The organism is Burkholderia sp. 9120 (assembly GCF_000745015.1).
GTDB lineage: Bacteria > Pseudomonadota > Gammaproteobacteria > Burkholderiales > Burkholderiaceae > Paraburkholderia.
In genome coordinates this window covers 1,837,230-1,857,950 of the sequence record NZ_JQNA01000002.1, presented here as the reverse complement: position 1 = coordinate 1,857,950, position 20,721 = coordinate 1,837,230, and the positions used below count along the sequence as shown (strand labels likewise).

Sequence of the window (20,721 nt, the reverse complement as noted above, 5' to 3'; positions counted from 1 at the left end):
CCTCCAAGGAGACTCACTGTGCAAGTAGGAATGATTGGACTTGGGCGCATGGGCAGCAATATGGTGCGCCGCCTTCTGCAGAAAGATCAGGAATGTGTCGTGTACGGCTCTCACGAGGACGTAGTGAAAGAACTTCAGGCACTCGGTGCTGTAGGCGCTGACTCTCTGGAAAACTTCGTTTCCCGTTTGACCAAACCGCGCGCAATCTGGCTGATGGTACCCGCTGCCGTCGTCGATCAGGAACTGGCGAAACTTACGCCGCTGCTCGATTCAGGCGACATCGTGATCGATGGAGGGAATTCGTACTACCGCGATGATATTCGCCGTAGCGCTGAGCTGAGATCCCGAGAGATTCATCACGTCGATGTAGGAACGAGCGGTGGCGTATTTGGCCTCAACCGTGGCTACTGCCTTATGATTGGCGGAGAAAAAAACGTCGTGCAGCGTCTTGCACCAATCTTTGCGGCACTCGCGCCGGGCGCGGGTGACGTCCCCGTCACACAAGGGAGAAGCAAGGACGGCAGCCTCGAGCGTACCGCCGACCAAGGTTACCTGCATTGTGGCGTGCACGGCGCCGGCCATTTCGTCAAGATGGTTCATAACGGCATTGAATACGGGATCATGGCCGCCTATGCCGAGGGACTGAATATCTTGCATAACGCGAACGCAGGTACGCGGACAGGCGATGCCGACGCTGAAACGACACCGCTGCGAAACCCGGAGTATTACCAATACACGCTTGATTTGCCCGAAATTGCCGAAGTGTGGCGTCGAGGCAGCGTCATCGGTTCCTGGTTGCTGGACCTTACCGCAGCCGCTCTTCAGGACGATCCCGCGCTGGCGAAATATGAGGGCAGGGTGTCGGACTCCGGCGAAGGTCGCTGGACGATCATGGCCGCTATTGATGAAGCCGTACCGGCTCCCGTGTTGAGCGCCGCACTCTTTGAGCGCTTTAGCTCGCGAGGAGACGCCGACTTTGCTTCGAAAATATTGTCAGCCATGCGCAATGAATTTGGAGGCCATCTCGAGAGATCAGCGCCGAAAGCCGGAGCCTGAAGATGTTCGCGCCTCGGTCGGACGTGCTCGTCTTCTTCGCAGAATAGCGCGTGTACTATCTTGCCCTCCACAAAATCGACGTGCCGGGCGCCGGGCGCCGGGTGCCAGATGCTCGAGCGCAAGCACTTTCTCGGCTGTACATCAACTCGGAGAAATAGATATGACCTCCGCAATTATTGGAATCGTGTTAGGAATGGGATTGATGTTCGGAGTCTCGCTGTACCGGTTCCGACACCAGCCGGCACCGCTGGCCGTTTGTTCCAACTCGGCGAGACAGCGCACCCGGGACAGCCTGCGAGAGCGTTACGGTCTGTAAAGAGACATGCAGCACGCGGGCTTGAATTGCAAGGGCGTGCTAGACGCGAGCACGTGGCAGGCCCTTGAACTCGGTGAATAGCCTGAGAAGGCTCGTGCGGCAGAGTTCACGACACTGTCACAGGCAGTTCTTTTGCCTGCACCTTGCCGTCAACGATATCTTTGCCGAACTGCATCGCAAGAGCGATCGCTGCGTCCGGGTTGGAAGGGGGTACCCCGTCGAACACGGTCGAAAAGCGGCGCGCTTCGATATCGGTTGGTGGGTTGGCGTCAATGCGCACGACTGAGGAAAATCGCCTTGGACCTTGTGCATAAGGGTCGTCGAAAGGAGGGAAGGCTTGATGAGTGTAGGCGCGCAGCTCATAGCCTTTGTATTGGGTGGTGGGAATAGTCATGACAGTGCCCTCAGGAACGTCGGCCGTAATCGGTATCGAGTGACATTCATCCGACACATTTTGTACTGCTTTTGATTTCGAGTCTGTACGCTATCGATCAGAAAAACGGGCTAATTTGAATTTTTGTCATGTTCAAGTGTCGTGAGTCTCCATTGACCGTTTGTCGCTGTTGTAGGGCACCCAGGGTCGGGCATCGAACCGCTCCCGCTGCGTAGTTTCCGGCCTTATCAGATCAGGAAACGGTGTGCGCCGTGACCGACCCGCTCTGATAGCGCTTTGCGACGAGAGCGCAACGCTTTGGTAGCGGGTCGCTAAGTAGTTTCCGACGCTATCGACATGATCTCCAAATCTCTACTATCGAGTTACAGGAAGCCGTCGCGTATTCACTTTGACCAGTCTGCGTCGTCAAAGCGGATCGCCGGACATTCGAGCCTATCTTCAATTGGAAGGGCTTTAGCTGAATCGGAGCAGGGAGCATCGACTATGTTGCGAAGCATTGAGAGCCTTTACGGAAACCCGGTGATGGCGCGTGATGGCGAAATCGGCAGCGTCGACGAGGTCTATTTTGACGACGAGGCGTGGGGCGTCCGTTACCTGATCGTCGAAACAGGGCACTGGTTCGATAGAGATCGTGTCCTGATCTCACCCTACTCGTTCGAGTCGAACAGTCAGGATGTCGGGACGATCAAGGTAAATGTGACTCGTCAGCAGGTCAAGGACTGTCCGGACATCGATACGCATAAGCCCGTGTCGCGCCAGCATGAGATCGACTACCTTGGCTATTACGGCTATCCGCCGTATTGGGGTGGTGCCTACGTGTGGGGCATGGGCGCCTATCCGTCCTTCGGGTCCGTGAGTGCAGCACCAGACGTCGAAATCGATGCGCGAATGCGGCGACTTGAGCATGAAGAGGACGCACGCACCGAAGACACCCATTTGCGCAGCACCCGCGCAATCAAGGGCTATGGCATCGAGGCGGCGGACGGCGGAATTGGCCATGTTCACGGCTTCGTGTTCGACGACGCTGCGTGGGTCATCCGATACCTGATCGTCGATACGAGAAACTGGTGGCCAGGGGGCAAGGAAGTGTTGATTTCCACCCGCTGGCTGAACCATATAGATTGGATCGGATCGACCGTGTCGACGCAGTTGACGCGCGATGAAATAAAAAGCAGTCCGGCATTCAGCGGCAAGTTTCCGATCGATAGATCCTTCGAGGAGCGGCTACACAAACACTACGGGCAACATGAGTATTGGCTGCCGGAAGAAAGCCAGGATAGCGCGCCACTCGAGCCGGCAAGCGAGAGATAACCCCCTCGGATGTGTGGGTTGCATCCGGCAGAATGTTCACCTGAACACGCTGTCTGTTTCGAAGAAGAGTGTAATGAATCCAATCACGCTGCTAATTTCCACAGTCTTCGTACTCGCCGGGCTTGCAACTGGCGCATTGGTGAATGTCTACGCTGGGATCCCGCTCTTTATCATTGCTTTTCTCGTCGTCATGTCCGTCAAGGTAGCGAATGTTTGGGAAAAGTTCGTGATCTTGCGCGTCGGAAAATTGCAGAGCGTAAGAGGCGCGGGCTTCTTCATGATCATTCCCGTTCTGGACAGTGTGGTCGCCATCATCGACGAACGGATCCAGACGACCGCGTTCAATGCGGAGCAGGCACTGACGAAGGACACGGTGCCTGTCAACGTCGACGCGATCATTTTCTGGCACGTTTGCGATGCACAGAAAGCCGCGCTATCCATCACGGATTACCGTCAGGCAATCGACCGTGTCGCCCAGACGACGCTACGCGAACTGATCGGCTCTTCGATGTTGGCAACGCTTCTGTCGGATCGCACCGTTGCGGATGCTCATCTGCGAGACGAGATCGGCGGCAAGACAGCGGCGTGGGGTATCGCAGTCGGCTCAGTTGAAATCCGCGACGTGGCGATTCCGGTTGCCTTGCAAGACGCGATGTCGCGTCAGGCACAGGCCGAGCGGGAAAAGCAGGCTCGCGTCATTTTGGGTTCTGCGGAAGCCGCAATCGCAGCGAACTTCGTTGAGGCTGCGAGAGTTTATGAAAAGCAACCCGGTGCGCTCCAGTTGCGTGCCATGAACATCATCTACGAAACGACTAAAGAACGCGGAGCGACGATTCTGATGCCGACGTCGATGGTTGATAGCCTGAATCCGGCGCTTGCACTGGCGATCGCGGGAAATGATCTCGCAGGTGCGCCCGTCACGCCGCTTAAGACCGCCGCTTAAAGTCAGTCCTCACAGCAAGATCTAGATGATTCGAAGGGAGTCGTGATGAAACGCAAATATTTTTCGACATCGACGCGAGTGTGCACGTGCCTGCTTGAATGGATGATGTCTCGCAGGCGCCGTACTATCACACTGCGGAACCAATCCTCAGGCACGCTCGGGCAGATCATGCCGGTACTCGCGCCGGTGCGCGTGAAGTCGCGCAGCAACAACGCGTGACTTCAGGTATGCGAGTGTTCTTCGGAAGTGCGAGATCCGTCATCTCATACGAAGTGATCGACGACAATGTTTTCGAGCGCTTCCTGACTTTCCGAACGTCTTAGCCACTGCCGTCACGGTTTCTTTGCGAGCGATGCACTGGTAGCAATCACCAAAACCACGATGGCCAATATTGCATCGTTTGAAATAAAACGGCCGTGCCCTTCATGACGTCACTTGAGTGCTGGCAGGCGACATAGCGAAAATTCAACGTGAAAAACGGCATAGTGACGTATCGGATTGGCGCGGCAGCTTTAGCACTGGTTGCAGTTCTAGCCGCAACAGTGCAATTGAACCGCGCAAGTAGCAGTGTTGATCCAGCGCAAGCTTCCAATGCGCGTCCGGTGGCGGCGACCGGTGAGCAGCAACACGTCATACAGGGGTTCGGAAGTAGGCGTGACAAGGCCAAATGGATTCTTAAAGTCGACGCAATGCGAACGCGCTGGGTTTTACGCGATTCTCGCGTACCCATATCGTCCGACGATATCTACTCGTCGAACGACGGTATCGGCGCAGGTACAGCATCATCTATCCCTTCAACCGGTGACGCGGCGCAGCCAGGGCAGATTAAATCAGATGGCGATCCGAATGTCGACGCTACGCCTGACCTGGTCGCGCCTAATGAGGCACAGGCACAAGCGCTCGACCCCGCCGGCGCCAGTGAAATGGGCAAGACTTTCGCGAAGGAAGTTGAAAGACGGCTAAACGTCCCAGCAGCCGCACAATTGTTCTATGGCGCAAAGTTGCAGCAGGCCCTGCAGCAAAACTCCGTTGGATCGATCGCAAACGAGTATGTTGTGCTTGTCGATCGCAGCAAGAACGTGCAGGCGCTATTCATCTACTTTCGGGCAAAGCCGGATGGCATCTGGCGGATGCTCGGAGCAACGCCGGTGTCAACTGGTCTTCCTGGAAGTTACGATCACTTCATCACGCCTCTGGGCGTGTTCGAACATACGCCGCGGAATATGGACTTTCGCTCGGAGGGGACGCTCAACGAATTCAAGATTCGGGGCTATGGTGCTCGTGATATGCGCATCTACGATTTCGGCTGGGCCCAGGGCGAACGAGGGTGGGGAAAGGGCGGGAAGTCCCAGATGCGGTTCCAGATGCACGCGACGGATCCGGACAAGCTGGAGCCCGTCCTCGGCGTTCGTCATTCAAAGGGGTGTGTTCGCATTCCAGCCGCGCTGAATGTCTTCTTTGACAACCACGGAATTCTTGACGCGGACTATGAAGCGCGGGTGGCAGCGGGCCAATCGCTGTGGATATTGAAGCCCAGACGCACTCCGACGCCATGGGCCGGACATTATCTGGTGATCATCGATTCAGCTCAGAGTGCGCGGCCGGGGTGGTCACCGCTGCCAGGCGGAAAGGCCCGCTCGCAATTTCCCGCCCACGGGAATACCGCGGACTGAAGTTACGCAAGCGGGTCAGTTGCTATGCGATCGTAATGTCATTCACCACCGCGGTTGCCCCGGGTGTCGACCACGCGGTCATCGCGGCAAGGTTGCGATCATGCGGCGTTCGGGCAGTGCCGGTCAGCCGCACTGTTCCACCGTCCGCGGTTACCGTGATGTTCTGTGGGTCGGACCAGGAGCGATAAAGGGCGTGCATGAGGTTTCCGCGCACCTGCAAAACATCGACCCCGGCTTTGATCGCGATCTGATTTGACACACCGACGACCCCCAGCAGTCTGCGTACGTCCTGGACGGCTGCCTGTCTCTGGAAATTCCAGTCTACCTCTCCGCTCAGGGTGATCCAGCCGTTTTCGACCTTCACCTTGATTGCATCCCTTGGTACGGCGACGTCCCAGTCAAGTCGATTGACCACTGCTGCCGCGATATCGTTATCGCTGCGCTGTGAGTCGAAACCCAGTCGGACCTCAATTTCTTCGGCTACTGCCTCGACTCCCTTCACGCGGGCGGCGGCCGTTTCCGCCGCATGTTTCTCCGCGAAGCTCTCGACGTGACCGGTTAGCGTAACAACGCCAGAGACTGCGGTCACACCGATATGAGCAGCCGTTACACTCGGCTCCCATGCAAGCTCTGCAAGGACGGCCTGTTGCAGCTTGGTGTCGTCATAGATGACTGCCATGATGTCTCCTCGAAAATTGATGAAGGGATGATGAACCGAGAACGTTGAGCGCATTCAGGGCGTGAAAAAAGGCACCTCCGGCGCATCCTCTGCGCAAGCCTGCGCTGACGCTGAAGAAGCAACTGTTTCTATTTTTATGATGGTAGGACGGCTCACGTTAGCGCGACAGAGTCGGAAACTACTCAGGTCTCCGCGCTTAGGCATCTGGCCCGCCGGCGTGGATCGGATGCTTCCCATCCACGCGGAACGGACTCCCGCCAATCGTTCAGTTATTGAGCAAACCGCGAACTGGACGGCTTGAGTGTTTTCCGAGCCTGTTGTGTCGGGCGTCTGTCGGCTACTGTGCATCCAGACGTAACTCGATTTTCGGAGTCAAGGTTAGTTACACCCGGTTGATTGCGCCCGCCCGCCATCATTTTGGACAGATGCCATGCTATGACAGGTCGCCAAGCCCGCGCCCCCACGCCGCCCCCCCACGACACGTTGTCCGCCGGCATTTTTGATGTCGACGGCGTGCTGCTCGCGTCCCCTCACGAACGTGCCTGGCGCGAAGCACTCAAGGGCTTCGCCGATGAGGCGAAATTCACCACGGCGATGTACCAGTCCCAGGTGGCCGGAAAGCCGCGACTGAGTGGCGCGCTCGCAGCGCTGCAAGCGCTAGGGGTGCCGAACGCCGCGCAACGTGCTGAAGCCTATGCAGAGAGCAAGCAAAGGCGGTTGGAGGTGCTCATCGGCACCGGCGCCGTGTCGGCTTTTGCAGACGCGCTTCGTTTCGTGAATGCTGTGAGGGCACTCGGCTTTCCGATTGCCGTCGCGTCATCGTCGAAGAACGCTAACGACATGATGCGACGCATCCGGCTTGATGACCACCACAACCTCTTCGACGTATTTGGCGCCAATGTCTGCGGCCGGGATTTGCCTGCCGGCAAGCCGGATCCGGCGATATTCCTGCTCGCTGCCGCGGAGTTGCCGGCAGCGCCCGAGAACTGCGTCGTGGTCGAGGATGCGCCGGCTGGTATCGAGGCCGCCCGCGCGGGCGGAATGGCAGCACTTGGGGTCGCCCGGCTGGATGACGCGAAGTCGCTCTGGGCGGCGGGCGCCAATCTGGTCGTGAGCAGTCTGGACGAGATCGATCTCGATCAACTGTCTCGTGGAAGGCTTTACCGGCGGATCTATGAAAAGTCCTGAACAGTTAGATCAGGTGATGCGCCCAACCGCCGATTCGAGCTGGATCGCGCTGGAAGAAGGCTATGACTCTTTGCTTGAGCGTAGCCACGCCGCGCGCTTCGCAATCAGTAACGGCTTCCTGGGCGTGCGCGGCGCGCGGGCGATACACCGTGGCGGTCGGTGGGTAGCCAACTCGCGCACACTCGTAGCCGGACTGTTCGATATAGCCGGTGAAGACCCAGACATCCCGAGACTCGCCTTAGCGCCCGACTGGATGAAGGTCCGGATTCTGCTGCAAGGGGAACCTCTGATACACCACATCGACGACGCAACGGGGCAGGAGAGGATCCTCGACATGCGACGGGGCGCGGTTATAGGCAAGGGGTGCCTGTCGAATGCTTCTGCTTCAGGCGTTAAATTGCGGAGTTTCCATATTGCTTCTTTAGGCCAGCGAGCGATTGGAATGCAGATCATCGTGCTGGAGATCGAACAAGGCGGGATTGAGGTCACACTGGAAGCGTCGATCGATGCGGTGGATATCGGTCTATTGTCGGACCGGGCGGAACACGGTCTCAGCGTATGGCGCGCGGAATCCTCCGGTACACGCCTCGCGATCGCCACTGCAGTATCCCTGCAAATTGACCGGCGGCTTGTTCCTTCTACCGTATGCGGCCTGTCGCAATGGTCGTGGAAGTGGACGTCGAGCCCGGGGCAGGTTATATGTCTCGCGCGGACGGTGGCCATGACGCGCGCTGGCAAGAATGATATCGATCCTGCTCGTGGGGCACAGGAAGCCCTGGAGTCTGCGCAGATTCTGGGTTGGCCAGCCGTCGTAGCGGCGCATGAGCGGGCCTGGGAGACCCGCTGGGCATGCAGCGACGTCGAGGTTGAGGGCGATCCGGTCGCACAACGGGCTTTGCGATTCGCGTTGTACCACCTGAACAGCGCTGCCAATCCCGCCGACGAACATGTTTCGATCGCTGCGAGGGCGCTGACGGGCGACGACTACCACGGGCACGTCTTCTGGGACACGGAAATATATCTGCTGCCGTTCTACACGTTGACGTGGCCTCAGGCAGCACGAGCATTGTTGATGTATCGCTTTCATACGCTCGGCGGAGCACGCGCGAAAGCAGCGGCAATGGGCTGGCAGGGTGCGTTGTATGCCTGGGAATCGGCCGATACCGGTGTGGAGACGTGCCCCTCTCAAGTCGTCGGCCCTGATCGAAAGCTTGTGGATGTCAACTGCGGCAAGCAGGAACAACATATCAGCGCGGACATTGCGTACGCCGTCTGGCAATACTGGCATATCACCGGAGATGATGCGTTCCTGCGCGAGGCCGGCGCCGAGATTCTTCTGGAGACCGCCCGCTTCTGGGCAAGCCGCGCGACGATGGAATCGGATGGCCATTGTCATATTCGTGGCGTGATCGGACCTGATGAATATCACGAGTCGATCGACGACAACGCCTTTACTAACGTGATGGCACGTTGGAATATTCGGCGCGCCATTGAAACTGCTGCATTACTGCGTGAGCGCTGGCCGGAGAGTTGGCGACGCCTGTCAGGTCAACTGAAACTCGATGAGGCTGAACTACAGCGTTGGGGTGAGGTTGCAGAGGCGATCGCCACGGGCTTCGATTCGAACACCGGTCTGTTCGAGCAGTTTGCGGGATTTTTCACCCTCGAAGACATTGATGTTGCTGCCTATGCGGGCCGTTCAGTCCCAATCGACGTCGTACTTGGCCGCGAGCGTACCCAGCGATCCCAGGTTGTCAAGCAGGCAGATGTGGTAGCCCTGTTGGCGCTGCTGCCGGCGGAGTTTCCTGGCGGCGCCGCCGCAAGGAACTTCGAATATTACGCGTCGCGGTGCGGCCATGGCAGCTCTCTGAGCCGCGCCACGCACGGCATAGTCGCGGCCAGACTCGGTGACGCTGAGACCGCGCTCGATTTCTTTCGCAAGACCTCGGCCATCGATCTCGACGACAGGCACGCGGCCATGGAAGGTGGCGTGCACATTGCAAGTCTCGGTGGCATCTGGATGATGGCGGTCCTTGGTTTCGCTGGCCTATCGTTTGGTAGCGACCATCTGGCGCTGGCCCCGATGTTGCCTGCGGCGTGGAAGAGCCTTTCCTTTACGGTGCAGTGGCGCAGTCGTTGTCTGAAGATCAGGATATCGGAACCGACTGCGATTGTTCACATCGCCATGGAAGCGGGTGACCCAATGAAGATTCTGGTCAATGGAGAGATGTTCACACTTAGTCGCGTGGCGCCTCTTCAGGTAAAGATCAAAACGCTCGCCGACGCGGTCTCTTAACTAGCGATGATATTGGATTGCACGTTGGAAAGAGATACCGAACAGTACCCGCATCACTGACCAGGATTCTTTGCGCGACGGCGGCTGGCCCCGTTCGGGTACTAGCCTCTGAAAATATCGAATCGCTCGATCTTCAGGACCTTGCGTACGCCAATGTAACTCGACACGCCCGCGATCAGCATGACCATGCCGAACGACAACGCCAGGTTCCAGAATGTCGTAATCGCCGCGTAGTTAGGGAGCAAAGCCTTGGCGATCGAGAGCACCAGTGTGACCAGTCCGATGCCGAGCCCGTAGCCGGTCAATGCCGTAAAGGTCGCCATGAAAAGGATCATGTAGACCAACTCTCGGCCCTTTGCGCCGATAGCCTTCAGCGCACCGAATTTATCCAGATTCTCGAGGATAAAGGTGTAAAAGGTCTGCCCGGAAATCGATAGTCCGACGATGAAGCTGATCACTGTCATCAACAGGATGCTAGTGCCGATGCCCGTCTGGTAGGTGTAGTGCTCGGCGATGCGTGCGTCATGGGGGGCGATGACGATGCAGCGACCCTTTGAGCACATTCTCCTTGACGAAGGCGATGATCATTCTTCCGGTATCGCCGTCCGGCGATCCGGTCGGCTCGTCGAGTATCAGGATCTGCGGCCCACTCACGACGGCGCGCGCATGGCTACGCGCTGCTGCTCGCCGCCCGAGAGCTTGACCTGCAAGATTTCGCTGCGGTCTTTCAGACCGATAAACTGGAGATATTTATTCGCCGCGACAGTCGGCTCGTTCCATTCGAGATGCTTCAGGATCAAAGGAATCGCGACATTCTCGGCGCTCGTCAGTCTGGGAAAGAGGTGGTGTTCTTGGAAAAAGAAGCCGCTTCTGTTCAGACGGAAATCCGCCAGTTGGCTATTGGTCAGCGTCCAGATGTCGTCTCCATTTACGCCCGCCGCTCCCGCGTTGGGCCGCAAGATGCCGGAGGGTCCGACGATGAAAAGCACTTCGCCGAAGTGGGCCACAAAGTCCACACCGTTCATCGCAGTTATCCGCGTAGCGCCTTCCCCGAACCATTCCGCGAGTCCTTTCGCGGCAAATGGCCTCATGTTTCGTGGTCTGAGGGGATCCCGCGTGAGACGGATCTGGTGTACGCGTGATCAATGCCGTCTTTACCTTACGTTCACAACACTTGATGAATCACATTCACCTGGACTAATGTGACGGCTCCGCGACGGACACATTGCCAACCGTCGTGAAGTGCGAGAAGCAACGCGCTAAGGAGAAACAAGGTGAGCGGATTCATCGTTTTTATCCTTGTACTGATCGACGGACGCGGGTCCCGAATACAGTGAGGATCGTGTCAGCAATTCCCGGTATGGCGACGCTGCCCTTGTGCAGCATGGTATGACCGACTTTCCCGACAGCCATAGTGAAGGTGTTAGCTGTGGATGTCGGTACGGTCCCGTACCACGCGAGTTGCATGATTGCGTCTGCGGCATCGGAACGGGCGTCGGGGGGCCAACTGAAGCGGCTATTGACGCCACGCCCGTGAGTAGTTTCCGACGCTAGCGCGACGCCGCGAGATGAATCATCCTCATACGGAACGCAAACAATCCCGGGGGTAAGCATCGTGACCGCGAATTCACAAGACGGCTCTCATCATCTGTCCGCGCAACCGCACCACGAACAGGCGGCACGATTTCACCGCGAGGCGTCGAGACACTTCGAAGCAGGAAAAGACTTTGCTCACGCGGCGCACCAGGCGTTGATCGCACACGGACATGCGTTGCAGGCTCTCGAAATCGAGCTCGCCGTCAACGTCTACTACGCGGGTCATGCTGCGCGCAAGGATGTACCGGATACACCCTCATCAAACTTGCGCCATGCCGCTACCGAGTCGGAGGGAAACACGAACATCGGCTTGAGCTGCGCGGAACATCACACCGCAGCGGCGGACCTGCATGAAGAGGCTTGCCGGCATTTGAGCCAGGTCGCGGGAAATTTCCAGAAGAGCAAGATCGGTGAGGCCGCCCGCGAGGCGAAGCTGGCGCTCGATCTTGCGGTACGTGCTGCTTTTCACAGCAATGAAGCAGCGAAAGGTTATGCGAAACAGTGCAGCAACGCGCAAGCAGTTGCTGTCGCGTCGTAAACGATTGGACGCTTTGGCCGTCCTCGCAGCTCAGGTAGTTTCCGAGCCTTTTCCGAAATGTGCCTGCGGCCTATGATCCAACGACTGGATCGACTTTGGAGAATGATGATGGCCAGGATGAAGTCAGACGCATCGAACGGTACGACTCAAACTAGCGAGTCGGCGCTGTCCGAGATGTCCAGTCACATCAAGACACTGGTGATCGACCATCTGCTGGACAGCCGCTGCGCCGCGAAACTCGTCAGGCGCCTCAGGAAGGAGAGTGATGCTGTAACGAAAAGCAGAGGTGGGACGAAGGCAGGGCGCAAAAGCTTGCTGAAAACATTTGATGCGGTCGATAAAGCGTTGCGCCAACAGGATGCGGCCCTGCTCGTTGCAGCCAACGCGGCCTTGCGTGCGGACGACGACGCTGGCGCATCGAAGGAAAGAAAGCATTACGCACAGTTGGGCGCAATGCTGGATTCGTAGCAGGGTCATGGCATACCCGGAGGATGTTTCCGAGAATGCCTGGATTCATCGCGGCGGTCCGCTCGCCACCGCCGATAGCAAAGGATATTGAGGGCCGTCTGCAAGGCGTCAATCACACGCCACAACAATGCCTTCGTCGCTTTCAAGGACGAATTCGCCCTTGATGCGATGTCTGCCTCGTTCGTCACGCGTCGACAAGACCAAGCGCCCGGCGCGCGATGTGATGACACCCAGTCGATCATCCATGTTCTGGGCGACAAACCTGGTGAGACCGACCCCACCGGCCGGCATCCGGTCGTGCTCGAACGATTTGGCTGTCGCTGCTCTCGGCAGGGCGGGCTCGGGCACCTGTCCCGGTACGGCACCGTACCGACTCGTTTTGCTTAAGGTCGCATCGTGCTTATAGAGAAGCCCTGCGAAATATTCGCGGCGCGGGTCCGCCGTGACGGCGCCAGGCGTATCGATCGTAAGGAGTAGCACCCATGGCCTTAGGCGTTCATTCTGAAGTCGGCAAGCTTCGCACCGTGATGGTGTGCCGCCCCGGACTGGCGCACCGACGGCTTACGCCTGCGAATTGCGGGTCATTGCTGTTCGACGACGTGATCTGGGTCGATCGGGCGATCGAAGATCACGCGTACTTCACAGCGGCGATGCGTGAGCGAGCCATCGAGGTTCTGGAATTCGGGGATTTGCTGACCGATGTGTGCGCCAATCGCGTCGCGCGCGACTGGATTCTGGACCGTCGCATCGTCGAGGCAGAAGTCGGGACCGGCATGTTGCGGGAGCTGCGTAAGTGGCTCGCGGAGATGCGTCCGGAACGGCTGGCCGAGTTGCTTGTTGGCGGCGTGGCGAAGGCCGAATTGCCGTTTGATGCGCGCGGTCTCTTCGGCGGATATCTCGAAGCTTCCGATTTCGTCATTCAACCGCTCGTCAACCTGATCTTTCAGCGAGATCCCAGCGCGTGGATCTACGATGGGCTCGTGCTTTCCCCGATGTTCTGGCCCGCACGTAGAAAAGAGGGATTGCTGCTCGATGCCATTTACCATTTTCACCCGCGTTTTTCAGGTGTGGCCAACATGTGGTGGGGTGACGACCCGCAACATCATTACGGCGCTGAAACGCTCGAAGGTGGCGATGTCATGTCGATCGGACAGGGCGTCGTGCTCATGGGAATGGGCGAGCGCTCCAGTCCTCAAGCCGTGACCCAATTAGCGCGCCGGCTGTTCGCTGCTAACGGCGCGCGGCGGCTGATTGCATGTCAACTGGCAAAGATGCGGACGTCGATGCATCTGGACACGATATTTTCGTTTCTGGATATCGATCTTGTCAGCATCTATCCGGAGATAGCAGACCGCATTCGTTGCACCAGTCTCTATCCGGGCGATGTGCCGGGCGAAGTTCGCTATGAACGTCATGAACAGACCTTCCTGCAAGTGGTGGCCGGCGCGCTCGGCGTGCACACGCTGCGAGTCCTGACGACCGGCGGGGACACTTACGCAGCCGAGCGTGAGCAATGGGACGACGGCAACAACGTACTCGCGCTCGACCGCCGGGTCGTCCTTGCCTACGACCGCAATACCTACACCAATCAGAAAATGCGGGATGCTGGCGTCAACGTGATCGAAGTCCCGGGCGGCGAACTTGGGCGAGGCCGCGGCGGTACGCATTGTCTGAGTTGCCCGGTCGCACGCGATCCCGTCGAACTTTAAGCCTTGGGCCGCCTGCCCAACTACGGACTCAATCATGTTCAACGTACACAATCGAAGCTACCTGACGCTGATGGAATATACGCCGCGACAGATCCACTTTCTGCTGGATCTGTCGCGCGATCTGAAACGGGCGAAGTATGCGGGAAATGAAAGCCAGCGTCTGAGCGGCAAGAACATCGCGCTGATCTTCGAGAAGACGTCGACGCGTACCCGCTGTGCGTTTGAGGTGGCCGCGCACGATCAGGGCGCGCACGTGACGTACCTGGATTCAAGCGGCTCCCAGATCGGTCATAAGGAGTCGATCAAGGACACCGCGCGCGTGCTCGGCCGAATGTTCGACGCAATCGAATACCGCGGCTTCGGTCAGGATGTCGTCGAAGAACTCGCGAAGTTCGCCGGCGTGCCGGTCTACAACGGTTTGACGGACGAGTTTCATCCAACCCAGATGCTCGCCGACATGCTCACGATGCATGAGTTCAGCGATAAACCTTTGCATGAGGTGGCCTACGCTTACGTCGGCGACGCGCACAACAACACCGGCAACTCGCTGATGATCGTCGGCACGAAGCTTGGTATGGACGTGCGGCTCTGTGCGCCGCGTCACCTATGGCCTCAGGATGAACTGGTTACGCAATGCCGCGCCATCGCGGCCACAACCGGCGCGCGCCTGATGTTGACCGATCGGCCTTATGACGCGGTCAAGGGTGTCGATTTCATTTACACCGACGTCTGGGTCTCAATGGGCGAGCCGTTCGAGAAATGGGGTGAACGCATCAAGGAATTGCTGCCGTATCAGGTCAATGCTGCGCTGCTTGCCGCTACCGGCAATCCGCGCGTCAAGTTCATGCATTGTCTGCCCGCGTTTCACGACACGCAAACAGAGTTGGGCAAGAAGATAGCTGATGAGTATGAGCTTGCGAGCGGTGTGGAGGTGACCGATCAGGTGTTTGAGTCCGAGGCTTCGATCGTGTTCGAGCAGGCGGAAAACCGGCTGCATACGATCAAGGCGATTCTGGTCGCAACGCTTGACGGATAACGGAGGTTGAGATGCGCATTGTAGTCGCACTTGGTGGAAATGCTTTGCTCAGACGCGGGGAACATCCGAGCGTCGAGGCTCAGCGCGAAAACGTGCGGCGCGCGGCCGCACAACTGGCGGAAATCGCAAGCGGCAACAGCCTCGTGATCGTCCATGGCAATGGCCCTCAGGTGGGGCTGTTGGCGTCGCAAGGCATGAGCATGCCGGAAGACGAACGCTTCCCGCTCGACGTACTGGATGCTGAGACAGAAGGTCTGGTCGGCTATCTGTTAGAACTCGAGTTGCGCAACAGTTTGCTGGGCCAGCGCGTTTGTACCAGCATGCTGACCATGGTCGAAGTGAATCCCAATGATCCCGCTTTCGCGCTGCCCGACAAGCCGATCGGCGCGATGTACAGTCAGGCTGATGCGAATACGGCCACGCGTGAGAAAGGCTGGACGATGGCGCTGGATGGTCCGGCATACCGGCGCGTGGTTGCGAGTCCCAAGCCCGTGCGCATCCTTCAGATCCAGCCTGTGCGATGGTTGCTCGCGCATGGGTCGATCGTGATCTGCGCGGGGGGCGGAGGCATTCCGGTCGTCGCCGGGGCGAGCGGGAGCTATCGGGGCGTGGAAGCGGTCATCGACAAAGATCGTAGCGCGGCGCTGCTCGCGAGAGAGATCGAAGCGGATCTGTTTGTCATCGCAACGGATGTGCGAGGTCTCTACCTTGATTGGGGCACAGTGTCACAGCGGCCGGTTCGCCGCGCGAGTCCTGACGCGCTAGGCAAGCTGGCTTTTGCGGCTGGTTCGATGGGACCCAAGGTGGAAGCGGCCTGTGAGTTCGCCATACGTACGCGCAATCGCGCGGTCATTGGTTCACTCGATGACATCGGAAAGATGGTCGCCGGCACCGCCGGCACCTCGATACGATTGGGTCAGGCGCAGCTCGAAGAAGGGCCAGGAGATATCGATGTACGCAGCAATGAGACTCCGGAGCCGATCTCATGAGCGACACGGCCCTGGCAACACCCGCGCCGGCAGCTGATAAGGCGGCCGTCTCCAACGCACCCGCACCAGGCGGTCTAAGCTCCAGTGAAGCTCGCCAGCGACTCGCCAAGTCCGGCCCGAACGCCATATCTGACACGTCGGTGCATCCCTTGCGCACGGCAATCGCGAAATTTCGGTCTCTCGTGCCATGGACGCTCGAAGCTGCGATCGTTCTTCAGTTGGTGCCTGGCAAGTACGTCGAGGAGGGTATCGTCGCCGGGCTGCAGGTGCTTACTGCCTGGCTCGCCTCGATCCTGGTCGCGCTGAACGCGCTCAAGATTCCCATCTGCCGACAACTGAATATCGCCTAGTCAGTCGATGTCGTGAGTAGTTTCCGAGTCTGCCCATACTGCTCTCTGCTCATTAATATCAAGGTGCCTGCCGCAAACTGGGCTCGCATTTGCGAATTATCTTAAACGGTGACAATGAGGAAAGCGAAATGCAATTATCTATATTGGCAGGGTATCTGGCTGCGACGACCTGTTTGGGACTCGCCTGTTCGGTTTCAGCTGCGGGGAGCCCGGCTGGCACTGCCGCCGTTCACACCACTGCACCCTCCAAGGTGGGAGGCGGAGCGCAGAAATGCCTCTCGGACCTTCATGCCTTCAACCTGTCGATCGCTAAAGACGGTTACTGGCTAGGTGGGTCCCGCTACGGATACGGCTCTCCCGTCGCAACCTCAGGGTATGGTTGGTACGGCTACCCCGGTGATGAATACCCGGCTGTCGCATCAGATGGCGTCAGAGATGCCCGTCCCGGTTATGAAATTCGGGCTCTGCTAGTCTCGGCAAATATTCTCGCTCGACACGGTCAGCAGCAGCAATGTGAAGCGCTACTCACCACGAGTCGCGGAATCTACCAGAGCTACGTGAGCAGCTTGCACGGCAACAGCGCGCCGCTAGCGAGAATGAATGGTTGGGAGCAGCGCCAGATTGCTTCCGCGCAGCCTGTCACCGGTCAGAATATTTCGTTCAATTCAGACCAGCTTGTCGGCACCGAGGTTCGCAACCCACAAGATGAAGCATTGGGTAGTGTCCATGACATCGTGACAAGTCCGCAGACCGGCAAGATTGCGTATCTAGTGATCGGTCGGGGCGGTGTATTCGGAATCGATGAGAAATATGTCCCGGTTCCATGGGCAGACTTCAAGGTGACGCCGAACGTCAGCCTCCTGGTTCTGACTGCAACACCCAGTGCAATGAAGGCGGCGCCAGAGGTTAGCGGCACCCAGCTCAATAATGGCGCTAACTTTGACGAGGTCAGTCAAAAGGTAGACGCGTACTGGAAGACCTCGCTTTCGAAAGCGGACTCCGAGTGAGTTCGTCGCGCTGAGGTACCCCATTTCTGTCCACTGAACCACCGAGGCGGAGTTCATGTCGCTTTCCCGTCACTTGCTCCGAACGGCGGAACAACGCCTTGCCGATTTACCGCTGGCGTGTTCCATCCGGCTTCCCGGTGGACAGCGCTTCGGCGCGAGCCACCCTCGTCTCGCATTCATTGTCCGCGATATGCGTACGCTCCTGCATCTGGCGCAGGGTGCGATCGGACGGTTAGCCGAAGATTACGTGGAAGGGCGCCTTGAAATCGAAGGCAATATGCGCGACCTGATGGCGACAGCACCGGCCTTGTTCGGCGACGATCCCACCCGGGAGGCGGAAGGCTGGCTCCCTCGTTTAATCAATCGAGCCCAACGTAACATATGGGAACGCCGCCATCACAGTCGCGCGAGCGATAGTGCGCAGATCCAGCGGCACTACGACGTGTCCGACGATTTCTACGCCCTGTGGCTCGACCCGAAGCGGGTTTACTCGTGTGCTTACTTCGCCCATCCGTCCATGACGCTTGCCGACGCGCAGGAGGCGAAACTCGACCAGATTTGCAAAAAACTCAGACTTCGTTATGGCGAGCGTTTCATCGACATCGGTGCAGGCTGGGGTGGGCTCCTGCTATGGGCGGCGGAGCACTATGGCGTTGACGCTACCGGGATCACCCTGTCGAGAAATCAATACGAGTATGTCAACCAGCTGATTGAAACCAGGGGCTTGCAAGGCAGGGTGCGCATGCTTTTAATGGACTATCGCGATATCGACGAATCGAGGCCATTCGACAAGGTGGCATCCGTAGGCATGTGCGAACACGTAGGCCGGCCCAACCTGATTCCATACTTCGCCAAGATATACCGGGTGCTCAAGCCGGGTGGTCTTCTGATGAATCACTGCATCACAGCAGGTGGCGCAGAGCACGCCCCGCTCGACGGCGGCATGGGGGATTTCGTCGAAAAATACATTTTCCCTGGCGGTCAGCTAGTGCATGTCGGCGCCATGCTGGATGCGATGACACGTGCAAATCTCGAGCCGGTGGACGCCGAATGTTTGCGCCCGCACTATGCCTTGACACTATGGCACTGGGCCGACGCATTGGAGTCGAGTCTCGGTGAAGCGAGGCGCGTGCTAGGTCCAGATGCCGAACGGATCCTCCGTGCTTACCGCCTGTACCTTGCCGGTTCCGCGATGGGATTCGAGAGGGGTTGGACGTCGCTGTTTCAGGTTCTTGCCTCCCGCCCCGATGGCATCGTTGAGGCACCCGACCAGCGGGCGCCTGGACTGTTTGCTATGCAAAGCGAGTATCCCTTCAATCGCACTTATATGTGCCGCGACGATAGCCAACGGTTAGCGGCTCATGCTCGGCCCCACGAATTGGCGGACATGGAAGAGGCGCAACATGAACCCGCTGACAGCACTACTTGATGCGCAGCAAATGAAGGAGGCGGATCGCCTCACGGTTGCCTCCGGTATTGCCGGAGTCGCGCTAATGGAGAACGCGGGCCGGCCGGTGGCGCAAGAAATCCAGAAACGCTGGGCGCGCTGCCCCGTTGTCGTATTGTGCGGACCGGGGAGCAACGGTGGTGACGGCTTCGTCGCAGCCAGGCGGCTGGCTGAGGCCGATTGGCCAGTGCGCATTGCGCTGCTTGTGCCGAGGAACAGCTTGCGCGGTGACGCGGCCTATCACGCTGCACTTTGGCGAGGCCCGGTTGAACCAATGACGCCAGCCGCGCTGGACGGTGCCGCGCTGGTTGTCGATGCGATCTTCGGTGCGGGCCTGAGCCGCGCGCTTGAGGGGTCTGCAGCTCAGACACTGGCAGCTGCAGCGGCGCGCAAGCTGACGATCGTTGCTGTCGATGTCCCGAGCGGGTTAATGGGCGACACCGGCGCCGACATGGGTGCAGTGCCTGCAGCGCTCACCATCACCTGCTTTCGCAAGAAGCCCGGACATCTGCTTCAGCCGGGACGCAGGCTGTGTGGTGAACTGGTAGTGGCAGACATCGGAACACCCGAATCGGTGTTCGAACAGGTCAGCCCGAACACGTTCGAGAACGATCCGGCGTTGTGGACTCACGCTCTGCCAGCGCTTCAGGTCGACGGAAACAAATATACGCGAGGTCACGCGCTCGTCTGGGGTGGCTACCCGACTATGGGGGCGGCCCGCATGGCCGCCCGCGCTGCGGCACGTTCGGGTGCGGGGCTGACCACTATTGCAGTGCCGGAGGTTGCGCTTCCGGTCTACGCAGCGGCGCTCACCAGCATTATGGTGAGTGCGCTTGCCGCACCGGGTGATTTAGAACGACTGCTTGCTGATCGCCGCTACTCAGGCCTGCTGATCGGCCCAGGAGCGGGTGTAGGCGATGCGACCCGAACGCATACGCTGGAGATGCTCAATACTCGCCGGGCAACGGTGCTCGATGCCGACGCGTTGTCGAGTTTCCATGATGATCCGCATCTGTTGTTCGGCGCCATCGCCGGGCCGTGTGTCATGACTCCGCACGAGGGCGAATTCGTTCGTCTGTTCGACGTCACGGGTGACAAGCTCTGCCGCGCGCGCTTTGCTGCGCGTCTGAGCGATGCCGTGATCGTGATAAAGGGCAGCGATACGGTTATCGCTGCCCCCGACGGGTGCGCCATCGTTAATGCGAATGCACCGGCGAGTCTTGCCACTGCAGGCGCCGGGGATGTACTAAGCGGCATCCTGCTCGGCCTTTTGGCTCAAGGGATGGAGCCATTCCTTGCATCCGCTGCCGCTGTCTGGCTGCACGGCGCCGCGGCGGCGGCATTTGGCCCCGGGCTGCTGGCTGAAGACCTGCCGGACCTCCTTCCCGGCGTGTTACGAGGTCTTGGAGGGCTGGTAGCGGCATAAAAAATGACAGCCCCGCCATCCTCGTGTCGACAATTGCCGAGGTATTGTGCGCGCCGACTCACGAATACGCCCGGGTAATTTGACGCGGCGGGTTCAAAGCCGAACTGCAGTGAGTATTTTCCGAGGCTGTTGTTCCTGTGCAGTGCGGCCTAGGATGGAACATCCCCGTAGATGAAGCGACTCATTAACTTTGTCGAGACAAGATGCGGAAATGACAGATGAATTGTCCAGCACCAGAATATAACGCCATTTCTTACTGATTGTTAGGATGGCGAATTGAGTGACTGGTTTTGGTGTGA

The 20,721-nt window shown here is 58.6% G+C and carries 18 protein-coding genes and 2 pseudogenes; 15 read left to right on the top strand and 5 right to left on the bottom strand.

Features of this window, described 5'->3' with window-relative positions:
- Positions 1-18 precede the first annotated feature (18 nt).
- The gene (gene gnd, locus FA94_RS16520; RefSeq protein WP_035553079.1) at positions 19-1,056 is read left to right on the top strand and encodes a phosphogluconate dehydrogenase (NAD(+)-dependent, decarboxylating); all 1,038 of its coding nucleotides are present in this window, start codon (positions 19-21) and stop codon (positions 1,054-1,056) included.
- A 422-nt stretch (positions 1,057-1,478) separates the two neighbouring features.
- Here gnd and FA94_RS16515 read toward each other — a convergent pair whose 3' ends face one another.
- Positions 1,479-1,766: a hypothetical protein gene (locus FA94_RS16515; RefSeq protein WP_035553076.1), complete on the bottom strand. Its 288-nt coding sequence runs from the start codon at positions 1,764-1,766 to the stop codon at positions 1,479-1,481.
- Positions 1,767-2,249: 483 nt separating this feature from the next.
- On the opposite strand from FA94_RS16515, the gene FA94_RS16510 reads away from it, so the two are divergent.
- From FA94_RS16510 to FA94_RS39470, 3 genes are all read left to right on the top strand, one after another.
- On the top strand, positions 2,250-3,077 hold the full coding sequence (locus FA94_RS16510) for a PRC-barrel domain-containing protein (RefSeq protein WP_035553073.1): 828 nt from the start codon (positions 2,250-2,252) through the stop codon (positions 3,075-3,077).
- A 73-nt stretch (positions 3,078-3,150) separates the two neighbouring features.
- Positions 3,151-4,020, top strand: a complete 870-nt coding sequence (locus FA94_RS16505; protein WP_035553071.1) for a slipin family protein — start codon at positions 3,151-3,153, stop codon at positions 4,018-4,020.
- A 470-nt stretch (positions 4,021-4,490) separates the two neighbouring features.
- Positions 4,491-5,693, top strand: a complete 1,203-nt coding sequence (locus FA94_RS39470; protein WP_231584975.1) for a L,D-transpeptidase — start codon at positions 4,491-4,493, stop codon at positions 5,691-5,693.
- Positions 5,694-5,715: 22 nt separating this feature from the next.
- Here FA94_RS39470 and FA94_RS16495 read toward each other — a convergent pair whose 3' ends face one another.
- On the bottom strand, positions 5,716-6,372 hold the full coding sequence (locus FA94_RS16495; RefSeq protein ID WP_035553069.1) for a BON domain-containing protein: 657 nt from the start codon (positions 6,370-6,372) through the stop codon (positions 5,716-5,718).
- A gap of 435 nt (positions 6,373-6,807) precedes the next feature.
- On the opposite strand from FA94_RS16495, the gene FA94_RS16490 reads away from it, so the two are divergent.
- Positions 6,808-7,560 carry an HAD family hydrolase gene (locus FA94_RS16490; protein WP_035553066.1) on the top strand — a complete coding sequence of 251 codons (753 nt, stop codon included), beginning with the start codon at positions 6,808-6,810 and terminating at the stop codon, positions 7,558-7,560.
- Positions 7,547-9,856, top strand: a complete 2,310-nt coding sequence (locus FA94_RS16485) for a glycoside hydrolase family 65 protein (protein WP_035553063.1) — start codon at positions 7,547-7,549, stop codon at positions 9,854-9,856. Before FA94_RS16490 ends, FA94_RS16485 begins: the two co-directional genes overlap by 14 nt.
- 101 nt (positions 9,857-9,957) lie before the next feature.
- On the opposite strand, the pseudogene FA94_RS39465 reads toward FA94_RS16485, so the two are convergent.
- Positions 9,958-10,359: pseudogene (locus FA94_RS39465) on the bottom strand (FtsX-like permease family protein); the annotation flags it as partial.
- Positions 10,360-10,947, bottom strand: a pseudogene (locus tag FA94_RS39460) (ABC transporter ATP-binding protein); the annotation flags it as partial. It lies immediately after the preceding pseudogene.
- 680 nt (positions 10,948-11,627) lie between these two features.
- On the opposite strand from FA94_RS39460, the gene FA94_RS38665 reads away from it, so the two are divergent.
- Positions 11,628-11,990: a hypothetical protein gene (locus FA94_RS38665; RefSeq protein ID WP_231584974.1), complete on the top strand. Its 363-nt coding sequence runs from the start codon at positions 11,628-11,630 to the stop codon at positions 11,988-11,990.
- Positions 11,991-12,107: 117 nt separating this feature from the next.
- On the top strand, positions 12,108-12,458 hold the full coding sequence (locus FA94_RS16465) for a hypothetical protein (protein ID WP_231584973.1): 351 nt from the start codon (positions 12,108-12,110) through the stop codon (positions 12,456-12,458).
- 108 nt (positions 12,459-12,566) lie between these two features.
- Here FA94_RS16465 and FA94_RS16460 read toward each other — a convergent pair whose 3' ends face one another.
- Positions 12,567-12,938, bottom strand: coding sequence for a hypothetical protein (locus FA94_RS16460; RefSeq protein WP_035553061.1), 372 nt, complete (start codon positions 12,936-12,938; stop codon positions 12,567-12,569).
- A 2-nt stretch (positions 12,939-12,940) separates the two neighbouring features.
- Here FA94_RS16460 and FA94_RS16455 point away from each other — a divergent pair, with 2 nt between their 5' ends.
- The 7 genes from FA94_RS16455 (at position 12,941) to FA94_RS16425 (ending at position 20,422) form a co-directional block, all read left to right on the top strand.
- A complete protein-coding gene (locus FA94_RS16455) occupies positions 12,941-14,167 on the top strand; it encodes an arginine deiminase (RefSeq protein WP_035553059.1) in 1,227 nt (408 codons plus the stop codon).
- A 31-nt stretch (positions 14,168-14,198) separates the two neighbouring features.
- On the top strand, positions 14,199-15,203 hold the full coding sequence (locus tag FA94_RS16450; RefSeq protein ID WP_035553056.1) for an ornithine carbamoyltransferase: 1,005 nt from the start codon (positions 14,199-14,201) through the stop codon (positions 15,201-15,203).
- Positions 15,204-15,214: 11 nt separating this feature from the next.
- A complete protein-coding gene (locus FA94_RS16445) occupies positions 15,215-16,192 on the top strand; it encodes a carbamate kinase (RefSeq protein ID WP_051980609.1) in 978 nt (325 codons plus the stop codon).
- Positions 16,189-16,542 (top strand): cation-transporting P-type ATPase, encoded by a 354-nt coding sequence (locus tag FA94_RS38020; protein WP_081935958.1) that lies wholly within the window; start codon positions 16,189-16,191, stop codon positions 16,540-16,542. Before FA94_RS16445 ends, FA94_RS38020 begins: the two co-directional genes overlap by 4 nt.
- 128 nt (positions 16,543-16,670) lie before the next feature.
- On the top strand, positions 16,671-17,549 hold the full coding sequence (locus FA94_RS16435; protein ID WP_035553052.1) for a PRC-barrel domain-containing protein: 879 nt from the start codon (positions 16,671-16,673) through the stop codon (positions 17,547-17,549).
- Between the two features lie 55 nt (positions 17,550-17,604).
- Positions 17,605-18,978: a class I SAM-dependent methyltransferase gene (locus tag FA94_RS16430; protein WP_035553049.1), complete on the top strand. Its 1,374-nt coding sequence runs from the start codon at positions 17,605-17,607 to the stop codon at positions 18,976-18,978.
- On the top strand, positions 18,953-20,422 hold the full coding sequence (locus FA94_RS16425) for an NAD(P)H-hydrate dehydratase (RefSeq protein ID WP_035553047.1): 1,470 nt from the start codon (positions 18,953-18,955) through the stop codon (positions 20,420-20,422). The genes FA94_RS16430 and FA94_RS16425 overlap by 26 nt, the downstream gene beginning before the upstream one ends.
- Positions 20,423-20,721 lie beyond the last annotated feature (299 nt).